The sequence below is a fragment of the Pseudomonas nitroreducens genome, assembly GCF_010994165.1.
GTDB classification, from domain to species: domain Bacteria; phylum Pseudomonadota; class Gammaproteobacteria; order Pseudomonadales; family Pseudomonadaceae; genus Pseudomonas; species Pseudomonas nitroreducens.
Genome location: NZ_WMBX01000007.1, coordinates 165679 through 177294 on the forward strand (window position 1 = coordinate 165679; position 11616 = coordinate 177294).

General features: G+C 67.7%; 9 protein-coding genes. 1 reads left to right on the forward strand and 8 read right to left on the reverse strand.

Going from position 1 to position 11616, the window contains the following annotated elements; all coding sequences use genetic code 11:
* Positions 1 to 6: 6 nt before the first annotated feature.
* From GJV37_RS26740 to GJV37_RS26755, 4 genes are all read right to left on the reverse strand, one after another.
* Positions 7 to 573: a cysteine dioxygenase family protein gene (locus tag GJV37_RS26740; protein WP_037010595.1), complete on the reverse strand. Its 567-nt coding sequence runs from the start codon at positions 571 to 573 to the stop codon at positions 7 to 9.
* A 120-nt stretch (positions 574 to 693) separates the two neighbouring features.
* Positions 694 to 1458, reverse strand: coding sequence for a precorrin-6A synthase (deacetylating) (gene cobF, locus GJV37_RS26745; protein WP_170859453.1), 765 nt, complete (start codon positions 1456 to 1458; stop codon positions 694 to 696).
* Positions 1459 to 1637: 179 nt separating this feature from the next.
* The gene (gene metE / locus GJV37_RS26750; RefSeq protein ID WP_037010597.1) at positions 1638 to 3965 is read right to left on the reverse strand and encodes a 5-methyltetrahydropteroyltriglutamate--homocysteine S-methyltransferase; all 2328 of its coding nucleotides are present in this window, start codon (positions 3963 to 3965) and stop codon (positions 1638 to 1640) included.
* A 109-nt stretch (positions 3966 to 4074) separates the two neighbouring features.
* Positions 4075 to 4869, reverse strand: a complete 795-nt coding sequence (locus GJV37_RS26755) for an AraC family transcriptional regulator (RefSeq protein ID WP_024767246.1) — start codon at positions 4867 to 4869, stop codon at positions 4075 to 4077.
* An 86-nt stretch (positions 4870 to 4955) separates the two neighbouring features.
* On the opposite strand from GJV37_RS26755, the gene panB reads away from it, so the two are divergent.
* Positions 4956 to 5780 (forward strand): 3-methyl-2-oxobutanoate hydroxymethyltransferase, encoded by an 825-nt coding sequence (gene panB, locus GJV37_RS26760; protein ID WP_037010603.1) that lies wholly within the window; start codon positions 4956 to 4958, stop codon positions 5778 to 5780.
* Between the two features lie 72 nt (positions 5781 to 5852).
* On the opposite strand, the gene GJV37_RS26765 is transcribed toward panB, so the two are convergent.
* From GJV37_RS26765 to GJV37_RS26780, 4 genes are read right to left on the reverse strand one after another with little or no spacing between them, the layout of a single operon-like run.
* A complete protein-coding gene (locus tag GJV37_RS26765) occupies positions 5853 to 7952 on the reverse strand; it encodes a site-2 protease family protein (RefSeq protein ID WP_170859455.1) in 2100 nt (699 codons plus the stop codon).
* Between the two features lie 5 nt (positions 7953 to 7957).
* Complete coding sequence (locus GJV37_RS26770) at positions 7958 to 9298, reverse strand: efflux RND transporter periplasmic adaptor subunit (protein ID WP_065084371.1); 1341 nt, start codon at positions 9296 to 9298, stop codon at positions 7958 to 7960.
* On the reverse strand, positions 9291 to 10076 hold the full coding sequence (locus GJV37_RS26775) for an efflux RND transporter periplasmic adaptor subunit (protein WP_170859456.1): 786 nt from the start codon (positions 10074 to 10076) through the stop codon (positions 9291 to 9293). The genes GJV37_RS26770 and GJV37_RS26775 overlap by 8 nt, the downstream gene beginning before the upstream one ends.
* The gene (locus GJV37_RS26780; protein WP_170859457.1) at positions 10057 to 11607 is read right to left on the reverse strand and encodes a TolC family protein; all 1551 of its coding nucleotides are present in this window, start codon (positions 11605 to 11607) and stop codon (positions 10057 to 10059) included. The genes GJV37_RS26775 and GJV37_RS26780 overlap by 20 nt, the downstream gene beginning before the upstream one ends.
* Positions 11608 to 11616 lie beyond the last annotated feature (9 nt).

The following is an 11616-nucleotide window of genomic DNA, read 5'->3' on the forward strand; positions in this document are numbered from 1 at the left end:
GGCGGCTCAACCGTTGTGCTCCACCTCGACGAAGTGCCGTGTGCCGGCCTCGACATCGTAGATGTGGTAGTTGTTCATCATCCGTCCGTACAGGTGCAGGCTGACTGCCCGTGTGCGGTCGGCCGGGACGCCGGTGACGTGGATGTGGTCGGGATTGGGCACGAAGCTGGTCACCGCACCCGGTGGCAGCAGGATCATGCCGCCCTTGACCAGTTCGATGCCGTCGTCTCGCGAGCGGTCGGCCGAGAGGCAGACGTAGCTGCGCTCCTCCAGCACGCCTTCGACAATGCCGACCACACCCCAGCTGCCGTGGTCGTGAACCGGCGTCCACTGGCCCGGGGACCAGACCAGGGCATAGAGCGACAGGTTGTCGTCCGGCGACTGGTAGATCAGGTTGCGCGCATAGTGGGCCGGGTCGCTCTGGTAGTGGTGCGCTTCGAGGAAGTCACCGGCATGGGCGAGCAGTTCCATCATGAAGGGTGCCAGCGAGGCCACGCACTGGCAGGGTTCGGATTCCTCGCGGCTCAGGCGGGTGGCCTGGTCGATGAAGCGGGAGAGGGTGGCATGCGGCATGAGCGGTGCGCTCCGGCGGGTGTTGGCGACACAACGGAAGTCACTCTAGTCGCTTTTGCCGAGCCTGCCCGGAACCGCAGGGCGCAACCCCGGCAGAGGTTATCCGCCCTGCGTGGTCGCTCAATCGCCTTTCGGCGCGCGCCGCAGCAGGTAGGTGTCCATGATCCAGCCGTTGGCCTCGCGGGCTGCCCGGCGGGTGCGCTGGATGTCTTCAGCAACCTCGACGAGCCTGCCGCTGCGGAGGATTTCATCGGGCGTGCCGACGTAGGCGCCCCAGTAGATTTCCAGCTGCGGGTCCTCCAGTTGGCGGTAGGTGTCCTCGGCGTCGAGCATCACCACGACACTCTCTGCGTTGTCCGGGAAACCTTCGGCCAGGCGCCGACCGGTGGTGATCTGTACCGACTGGCCGATGGCATTGAGCGGCACCCGGTGGCGCGCCGCGAGGGCCTGCACGCTGGTGATGCCGGGGATGACCTCGTAGTCGAACTGCACGCGCCCCTGGCGCAGGATCGCGTCGAGGATGCGCAGGGTGCTGTCGTACAGCGATGGGTCGCCCCAGACGAGGAAGGCGCCACACTGGCCCTCCGGCAGTTCATCGCTGATCAGCCGCTCGAAAACCTGCTGCTTGGCGTGGTTGAGGTCGCGCACCTGCCCGGTGTAGTCGCCTTCGCGCACGCGCTCGGGGCTGTCGGCCTCGACGATGCGGTAGTCGGAGTGGTTGACGTAGCGCTGCAGGATGTCCCGGCGCAGCCGGTTCAGCTTGTCCTTGCTCGCGCCCTTGTCCATGAGGAAGAACACGTCCGCGCGGTTCATCGCGTTGATGGCCTGGACGGTGAGGTACTCGGGGTCGCCTGCGCCGATGCCGATGATGAGCAACTGCTTCATGTCTGGTCCTGCGTGCCGTGGATCGAAGGGCTTCAAGACTACGCCTGTCCGGCGACGCGCTCATCTACCGGACCGACGCGGTAGCAGTAACGTAGGGCGGATAACCCGGTACGGGTTATCCGTCGTGGCGGATAACGCCTGGGGCGTTATGCGCCCTACGGGGCGTCATCGACCGGCGTTCAGCCCAGCAGCGCCAGGTCCTTGCGCAGTTCGCGGGCGGCCGCGACCATGTTCACCAGCGCCGCCTCGGTTTCCGGCCAGGCGCGGGTTTTCAGGCCGCAGTCCGGGTTGACCCACAGGCGCTCGGCGGGGATGCGCTGTGCCGCCTTGCGCAGCAGCTTGACCATCTCGTCCTTGCCCGGCACGCGCGGCGAGTGGATGTCGTAGACGCCTGGGCCGATCTCGTTTGGGTATTCGAACTTCTCGAAGGCCTCCAGCAGCTCCATGTCCGAGCGCGAGGTCTCGATGGTGATCACATCGGCGTCCATGGCGGCGATGGACTCGATCACGTCGTTGAACTCGCTGTAGCACATGTGGGTGTGGATCTGCGTTTCGTCGCGCACGCCGGAGGCGCACAGGCGGAAGGCTTCGGTGGCCCAGGCCAGGTAGCCGCCCCAGTCGTTGCGGCGCAGCGGCAGGCCTTCGCGGAACGCGGCTTCGTCGATCTGCACGATGCGGATGCCGGCGGCCTCCAGGTCGACCACTTCGTCGCGGATCGCCAGGGCCAACTGGCGTGCCTGCTCCTCGCGAGAGATATCCTCGCGCGGGAAGGACCACATCAGCATGGTCACCGGGCCGGTCAGCATGCCTTTCATGACCTTCGCGGTGAGGCTCTGGGCGTAGCGGATCCACTCCACGGTCATCGGTTGCGGGCGGCTGAGGTCGCCGAAGATCACGGCCGGCTTCACGCAGCGTGAGCCGTAGCTCTGCACCCAGCCGAAGCGGGTGAAGAGGTAGCCGTCGAGTTGCTCGGCGAAGTACTCGACCATGTCGTTGCGCTCGGCCTCGCCGTGTACCAGCACGTCAAGGCCCAGTTGTTCCTGGATTTCCACGGCATGGCGGATTTCGCTGTGCATCGCCTCGGTGTAGTCGGCGGCGCTCAGTTTGCCCTGCCTGAACGCCTGCCGCGCGAGGCGAATGGAGGCCGTCTGCGGGAAAGAGCCGATGGTGGTGGTGGGGAAGTCCGGCAGGTCCAGGCGGGCGCGCTGCTTGACGATGCGCTGGGCAAAGGGCGATTGGCGCTGGCTGTCGGCGGCATTCACGGCGGCCAGGCGGGCCTTCACCTGCGGCTTGTGGATGCGCGGCGAGGCGGCCCGGCTGGCTTGCACGGCGCGGCTCTGCTCCAGGGCGGCAAGGACATCCGGCGCCTGCGGTTCATTGACGGCGCGGGCGAGCAGGGCAACTTCGGCGCACTTCTGCACGGCAAACGCCAGCCAGCTCTTCAGCTCGGTATCCAGTTTGTCCTCGCGCTCCAGGTCCACCGGGCTGTGCAGCAGCGAGCAGGAGGGGGCGACCCACAGGCGTTCGCCGACACGGTCATGGGCGTAGCGCAGTACTTCCAGGGTTTTCTCCAGGTCGCAGCGCCAGACATTGCGGCCGTTGACCACGCCGAGGGAGAGAATCTTGTAGGCCGGCAGGCGGTCGAGGATGCTCGGGAACTGCTCGGGAGCGCGCACCAGATCGAGGTGCAGGCCATCCACCGGCAAGCCGGCGGCCAGTCCCAGGTTGTCGTCCAGGCCGCCGAAGTAGGTGGCCACCAGCTTCTTCAGCGGCTCGCTCTGCAGCAGGTTGTAGGTGCGCTCGAAGGCGTTCTTCCAGGCTTGCGGCAGGTCGAGGGCGAGGATTGGCTCGTCGATCTGCACCCACTCCACGCCTTGCGCGGCGAGGCGGCGGAAGATCTGGCCGTAGAGCGGCAGCAGGCGCTCGACGAGGTCGAGCTTGTCGAAGTCGCTGCCCTTGGTCTTGCCCAGCCAGAGGTAGGTCAGCGGGCCGATCACCACAGGTTTCACCGTGTGGCCGAGGGCGTGGGCTTCGTCCACTTCCTCGAACAGTTGCTCCCAGCTCAGTGCGAACTGCTGTTCAGCGCTGAATTCCGGGACGAGGTAGTGATAGTTGGTGTCGAACCACTTGGTTAGCTCTTGTGCGAGAAGGGGCTGGGCGTGGGCACCACAGCAGCCGGTGCTGCAGTCCGTCGCCACGGCGCCGCGCGCCATGGCGAACAGGGTCTGCAGCGTCGGTTTGGCATCGCCCCGGTCGCGGAAACGCTCGGGGATCACGCCGAAGGTCAGCGAGTGGGCCAGGACCTGGTCGTACCAGGCGAAGTCGCCCACCGGCAGCAATTCGATGCCGGCGTTCTTCTGCACCTGCCAGTGGGCGGCGCGAAGTTCGCGGCCGACGGCGCGCAGGCCGGCTTCATCCAGTTCGCCTTTCCAGAAGGCTTCCTGCGCCTTCTTCAGCTCGCGGTCGCGGCCGATGCGGGGGAAGCCGAGGTTGTGTGCGAACGCCATGTGAATCTCTCCATTGAATCAACGATGGGGAAATTCTCCGTGGCGCGCCTTCATGAGACAAACTCAATGTTCTCGTGATGAACATAAGATTTACTCATGTTGGTTCGTGTCAGCTTCCCGCACGCATCTGCCGCGCCAGGGCTCCTGGCGAGGTCCTGAGCTGGCGTTGGAACAGTTCGATGAAGGCCGAGGTGGATTCATAGCCCAACTCGCCCGCGATCAGCGTGACCGACTCGCCGCGTTCCAGCCTCGGCAGCGCCGCGAGCAGCCGTACCCGCTCGCGCCACTCGCGGAACGACAGCCCAGTCTCGTCGCGGAACAGCCGCGCCAGGGTGCGCCGCGAGGCGCCGACGCGCTGTGCCCAGTCTTCGATGCCCAGCCGCTCGCCGGGGTGTTCCTGCAGGTGATCGGTGACCCGCCGCAGGCGGGCATCGCGCGGCAGCGGCAGGTCCAGGCCGGAGTCCGGCGCATTGTGCAGCTCATCCACCAGCACCTGCATCAGCCGGGCTTCCGGCCCTTCGTCGGGGTAGTCGCTGGCGAATTCGCTGGCGCGCTGGATGAGGTTGTCCAGCAGTGGCGAAATCTCCACGACGCGGCACGGCCCCAGCCCGGCGGCGATCTCCGGGGCCAGGTAGAAACTGCGGAACACCACGGCGGTGCGTGCCCGCACGCTGTGCGTGACCCCCGCTGGCAGCCACATGGCGCGCCGGGGCGGGATGAGGCAGGCATGCTGCTCGGTGCTGGCCTCCAGCACTCCGCTGGCGGCGTACATCAGCTGTCCCCAGGGATGGGTATGCGGCTCCACGCTGTGGCCGGCCGGCATGTCGAAGGCGCGCAGCCAGACCGGCCGGGGCAGGGCGGCGAAGCCGGGAAGCGCCAGAGGAACCTGTCCCGTCGACGGCATAGCTTGTCTCTCTCACGGAAGTGGGCCACTTGATGCCGATGGTAGCGTCTTCCCCGATCAATATCAGCCCGTGAAGAGGAAACCGCATGAGCAGCCATCGCCCGCAACAACGCCTGTCCACCCTGGAGATTCGCCAGCGCCGCGAGCCCGGCAGCCTGGTCGTGCTGACGGCTTACTCGGCACCCATGGCGCGTTTGCTCGACCCGCACGTCGACGTACTGCTGGTGGGCGATTCGCTGGGCATGGTGCTCTACGGCCTGCCGGACACGCTGGCCGTCAGCCTGGACACCATGATCGCCCATGGCGCCGCGGTGGCCCGTGGCTCCCAGCGCGCCTGCGTGGTGGTGGACCTGCCTTTCGCCAGTTACCAGGCCTCGCCGCAGCAGGCCTTCCTGGCCGCCGCGCGGGTGCTCGCGGAAAGCGGCGCGCAGGCCGTGAAGCTGGAGGGCGGTGCGGAAATGGCCGAGACCATTGCGTTCCTGGTCGAGCGGGGCATTCCGGTGATGGCGCATATCGGCCTGATGCCGCAGAAGGTCAATGCCCTGGGCGGCTTCAAGGTGCAGGGCAAGGAAGAAGCCGGTGCGGCTCGGGTGCTGCGCGATGCCGAAGCGGTGGCAGCCGCCGGGGCGTTCAGCGTGGTGCTCGAAGGCGTGCTGGAACCCTTGGCGCGACAGGTCTGCGAGCGGCTGGAGATCCCGGTGGTCGGTATCGGCGCGTCTCCTGCCTGCGCCGGGCAGGTGCTGGTGAGCGAGGACATGCTGGGGCTTTCCGGCGAACAGATTCCGCGCTTCGCGCAGCAGTATGTGCGGGTGGACGAGCTGATCTCGGCGGCGGCGCAACGCTTTGCCCGCGAGGTGCGCGAGCGGCAGTTCCCGCAGGCGCGGCATTGCTTCGGGATGGCGAAGGATTGACGCGCTGGCGCCGGAGCGGGGCTCGTCCCTGCGGACGGATCACGGCGGTGACCCGTTCCCGCAGGGTGGCTGCTAGAACCCGCTTTCGCGCAGGGCGACCGCCAGCAGGCGGGTGAAACCTTCGCCCAGCCAGCTGCGCCTGGCGCCCTCGATCTGCAGGTTCCCGCGGGTCTCGTGCAGGCCCGGCGGCGCGCCATCGAGCTTCACCAGCACATGGAACAGCGCCGGGTTGGGCACCAGGGTATCGCCCTGCGGGTTGACGTTCAGCGGGCCGCCGTAGCGCGAAGCGAGCATCGGTTGCTCCAGCTGGCTGATGCGCGTGGTGCCGATCAGCACCACCTGGCCTTCGATGGGGCTGGGCACGCCCTCGGGGTAGAAGCGCACGCGGCCGCCGTCGGTGAGGCGCTGCACTTCGTCCTGCTTGACGTAGGCATCCACCAGCCAGTGCCGCGGGTCCACCAGTACGCCGATGGGCTCGCGGGTATTGATCCACTGGCCGGGTTTCCAGTCCGGGTTGACGTCCCGCCACTGGCCGGCAAAGGGCGCCTGGAGGTTCAGCCGCGCCATTTCATTGCGGGCGGCCCGTGCCTGCTGGTACTCCACACCCAGGCGCTGGCGGGTGACGGCTTCCTCGGCGAGGCCGGACGGGTCGGCCAGCATGCCGGCCAGGCGGCCCTGGTAGCCACGGATGCCGGCTTCGCTGCCGCGCACCTTGGCGGCGATGTCGGGCTCTTCCATCACCGCGAGCGTTTCCCCCTGGCCGACCGCGCCGCCAGGGCGCAGGTCGCGCAGCAGTGCCGGGAAGGGGGCATAGACGTGCAGTTGCTGCGCCGCGCGGGCCACCCCCATGGCGTGCACCTGGGTGCGCCATGGAATGGCGAGCAGGAGCAGCACGCCGCCGAGCACGGCCAGAAAGACCAGCTTGCGGCGCGGCTTCACTTCCGCGCGGCGCTGCCACCAGACCTTGAGTTCGCGCCACACGGGCTGAACGATGAACCAGCTGATTTCCACGGCGAACAGGAAGATCCCCAGCAGTTTGAAGAAGAAGTAATAGACCGCTACGGCGATGCCGAGGAACAGCAGCAGGCGGTAGACCCAGGTGCCAAAGGCGAAGGCCACCAACGCCCGGCGCTTGCCGGTCGGGAAGTGCTCCGGCCAGGGCTCGTCCAGCCCCAGCAGGTTGCGCCGCAGTGTCGTGCGGGCCAGGGCGCCGGCGCGCTCGTGCAGGTTGGGGAAGTCGAGCAGGTCGGAGGTGATGAAGTAGCCGTCGAAGCGCATGAAGGGGCTGGCGTTCAGGGCCAGCGACAGCGCCCAGCTGGTGGTCGCCAGGTACAGCAGCGCATTGCGCAACGGGCCCGGATCGGCCAGCGCCCAGCCCAGTGTGGAGAGGCCGGCCAGCCCCAGTTCGGTGATGATCCCGGCGCTGGCGATCGCCAGGCGCTGGCGGTTGCTGCGCAGCTTCCAGCTCTCGCCGGTATCGGTATAGAGCATCGGCCACATCACCACGAAGGCGATGCCCATGTGCGCCACCTTCAACCCCAGGCGCGTCGCCACCAGCGCGTGGCCCAGTTCGTGGAGCGTCTTGGCCACCACCAGGGCGGCGGCAAAGCTGAGCAGCCCCTCGAAGGAGAAGGACTCCACCACGTCATGGGTGAAGGTGTCCCACTGGTGCGTCACCAGCACGATGCCGGCGAGGCTCAGGAGCAGCACCAGCATCGCCACATAGCGATTGAACAGCCAGTCGAGGCTGCCGGCGATGGCGCGCAGGAAGCGCTGCGGGCGAATCAGCGGGATGCGGAAGAACAGGTAGTGGTGTAGCCACCAGTTCCAGCTCATCCAGGAGCCGCCCTCGCTGCGAGCCTGGAGCCGGGCCAGGGCTTCGGCGCCGGGGCGGAGCAACTGGTGCTGTTCGAGGAACTGGCGAAAGCCCAGCACCTGCTCGGCCTCGGGCTTGAGCGCGGTCTGCTCGGCGATCTGCTCGCTGATCTGCCGGGGCGTCTGCTCCCAGCGCAGCAGGCATTCGAACTCCAGCCAGCCGATGCGGTAGAAGCGGTTGAGCACGCTGTCGTGAATCACCCACACCGGCTCGCCGTCCGGGCCGGGTGCGGCTTCGTCGAGGCGCAGGTCGTCACGCAAGGGCGGGGTGGGCAGGTCTTCGGCGGCGATCTCCATCGAAGCTACCAGCCTGTCCAGGCGCGCAGCGAAGCCAGGGGCCGCCGCAGCAGGTAGTAACCGAGCACCACACGTTCACCATAGAGCTTGGCGGTGCCGTGCAGGCCAAGACGGGCGTGGGGCGGCGCGTCCTGCACGCTGGCCAGCAGGCGGTAGGAGGCCACGCCTTCTTCACTGGGCTTGGCCTGGTAGCTGGTGTCGAGGATTTCCCCATGCAGCGGGTCGAGCGGGTAGGCGGTGAGGAACAGCGCCACCTTCGCCCCCGGCTCCAGTGCTATGGCATCGGCGACCGGCAGCTGGATGCGCATGCCCGGCGCCTTCGGGTCGGCGATCTGCAGGATGCGCTCGCCGGTGACCACCGGTTTGCCCAGCCAGTCGTTGGGGTCGCTGTACACGGCCACGCCGGCACGCGGAGCGAGCACGCGGGTGCGTGCGAGCTGCGCCTGCACGGCGGCCAGTTCGGCCCGGCGCTGGCGCGCGCGGCCGTCGAGCACCGTGAGTTCGCTCTTGCTCTGCGGATTGTCGAAGGCCCGCTGGCTGGCGGCCATGAGCTCGGCATCGGCCACCGCGACTTCCTTGCTCAGCACGTCGGCGCGGCTGCGCAGGGTGGTTTCGTCCAGCTCGAAGAGCGGAGTGCCGACCTCCACGCTCTGGTTGGGGCGAACCAGCATCTTGACGATGACCCCATCGATCGGCGAGCTGATCACCTGGGCGTTGCGCGAGACGACCTCCGCCGGTGCCAGTGCCGTCTGCCGCACCGGGATTAGCAGCAGCGCGGCCAGCGCGATGACGGCGACCAGCACCTGGCGTTTGCTGGGCCGCCAGTAGCGCAGTTTGCTGCGCGGACCGAAGGAGGCCCAGGCGTGCGCCCAGGTCTGCCAGATGCCTTGCAGCAGCGGTTGCAGGTTGCGCGCCGGTGCTTCGTCGAGGAGGAACAGCACCAGCCCCAGGCGTTTGCCCGCACGGTCGTGCAGCGGCACGCACCAGAGGCCGGCCGGCCACCATTCGCCCCAGCCTTCGGCGATATCCGCCGGCGGCGCAGTGGCGTCACGGGCCAGCCAGGCGGGCGTGGCGTCGGGCAATTGCGTGGCAACCCAGCGGCTGGCGCGTTCCAGCCAGACCAGGTAGGGCGAATCCTCGGTGGGCTTGGCCAGGCCGGACACCGCCAGCAGTTCATTGCGCGTGTCGTGGCAGGCGAACACCAGCGCCTGGTGGAAGCGCAGCAACGGGAACAGGTCGTTGGCGATGCTGAAGGCCAGGCCGCCGAGGGAGTCGGCCGCCAGCGCCCTGTCGCGTACATTGGCCAGGCTCAGCAGCAGCTGGGGTGGCGGCAGCAGCTCACTCATGGCTTTCGGGGAAGCGCGCGACCCCGCTCATGCCAGCGATCAGTTCCGGGTAGCTGGCATCCAGCTTCGCCTCCAGTTCCACGGTCTGCGCCACGGCGTCGACGCGTGCGTTGATCACGCTGACCTTGGCCGGGTAGTGCTTGCCGGTCTCGTGGATGTCCACCTCCAGCGGCATGTCCGGGCGCAGGTTGGGCAGCATCGAGGAGGGCACGTTGAGGCGCACTTTCAGCGCGCCATCGCTGACCAGGTCGAACAGCGGCGTGCCGGCGGAAACCGTCTGGTACGGCTTGACGTAGACCTTGGCGATACGCCCGGAGAAGGGCGCATCGACCAGGCAGTAACCGGCCTGCGCCCGCGCCAGGGTGAGAGCGCCGTCGGCCTTCTGCAGCTCGGTATTGGCCATGGCGACCTCCAGGTCGCCCACCGCGTCGAGCTTGCGCAGGTTCTGCTTGGCGGCGAGGTTGGCGCGGGCCATGTTCAGCTCGGCGGCGGCGACCTTGGCGCGGGCGTTGACTTCGACGCAGTTGAGCTGGGCCAGCTCGGTGTCCTTGGCGACCTTGTCGCCCAGATTGGCCTTGAGCGCGCCAAGGGTGCCGTTCATCTGCGCTGAGAGAGTGGTTTCCAGGGCGGAGACCAGCAGCACGCGGATGGCGCCGGGGTCCTGGCTGTCGGGCAGTGGCGGCAGGCCGCTGGTGGCATCGTCGGCCAGCGCCGGCTGCAGGAACATCAGGCACAACGGGAGAAGCAGGTACGACGGTTTACTGCACAGGTGCGGCATTGGCGCTTCCTTGTTGACTGCTCGGGGTGCTGCTGGCGAGGAGGTTGGTGCTGGTCTGCTGTTCGAGGGTGCGCTGGATCTCGCGGGCCAGTGTCTTCACGTCGTGGTTCTCGATCTCCTTGGGCATCACCTCGAAGCCCACCGAGTTGTACAGGCGGCCCCACGCGGCCTGGGCATCGGAGTAGGCGGCCTCGCGCTGGTAGCGCGAGAGCAGGTAGCGACCCTCGGCGCGGATCAGCTCCAGCTCGCTGCCCAGGGCGGCGCCACGGGCGGACTGCGCATAGCTGAGCAGGCTCTGGTCGACGCGCAGGCTCTCGTCGGCGAACTCCACTTCCTGGCGCGCCAGCTGGTAGCGCAGCAGGCCGACCCGGACCTGGGTGAGGATGGCCATGGACAGCGCGGTGCGGCGCATGTCGTCGGTCTTCTCCTGGCTCGCCTCGGCGGCCTTGATGTCCGGGTACTGCGCCAGGCGCAGCAGGTTCATCGAGACGTTGATGCCGGTCTGGTTCCAGTCGTTGTTGTACAGGTACTTGTTGGAGTCGTACTCGTAGCCGTAGTTGAAGCTCACGTTGGGCCACAGCTGGGCCTTGGCGATCTTCAGGTCGTTCATGTCGACGCGTTTGCGGTACCACTCCTCCATGATTTCCGGGCGGCGCTCCAGGGAGAGCCGTTCGAGCTGGTCGATGTTGTTGGTCACCAGCGGCAGCGGCTGTTCGCCGACGTCGGCCAGGACCATTTTGGTGTTCGGCGGCAGCGACATCAGCGCGGCCAGCTCGGCGCGGGCGAATTCCAGGTCCTGGCGGCGAACGGTGAGCATGTATACCGAGTCGAGCAGGGCGCGCTGGTAGGCGAGGATGTCCTGGCGCGGCAGCAGGCCCTTGCCTTCGGCCTCGCGGGCGGAGGTCAGGGCGCGGTGGGTGCGCATCAGCAGGCCGTCCACTTCCGGCAGCAGGCGCTGGGCGCCCAGGGCGCGCCAGTAGGCGTTGCGCACGTCCTGCAGGACGTTCTGCGCGACCTTCTCGCGGCGCTCCTCGGCCATCAGCATCTGGTCGTTCTTCTGCTGGGTGCGGTAGTAGGCGACGCCGAAGTCCAGCAGGCTCCAGGACAGGCCGAGGCTGTAGAGCTGGCGGTAGCGCTCCTCGGACGTCGAGGGCCGCAAGCTGACCTGGCGGTCCTCGATGCCGATGGAGGTGCCGCCCGAGTCGTTGTTGCGCCCGGCATAGCCGGCGGAGGCGACCACCCGCGGCAGCATCTCGTGGCTGGTGACGTCGCGCAGGTCGGAGGCCAGCGCGCTTTCCAGCAGCTTGAGGCGGTAGTCGAGGTTGTACTTCAACGCGCGCGCGGAGGCTTCGTAGAAGGTGATCGGCCCGCCGACCGGTTCCTGCTCCTTGTACATCCGTGCCTGGTCCTCGATCACCCGCTGGCGCATTTCCTCCTCGGTGTAAGGCTTGGGCTCGAACGCCGAACAGGCGCTGAGCAGAATACTCACGGTGATGGTGGCGCTCAGGCATTTCAGTGCATAGGCGGGCATGTTCTGTCC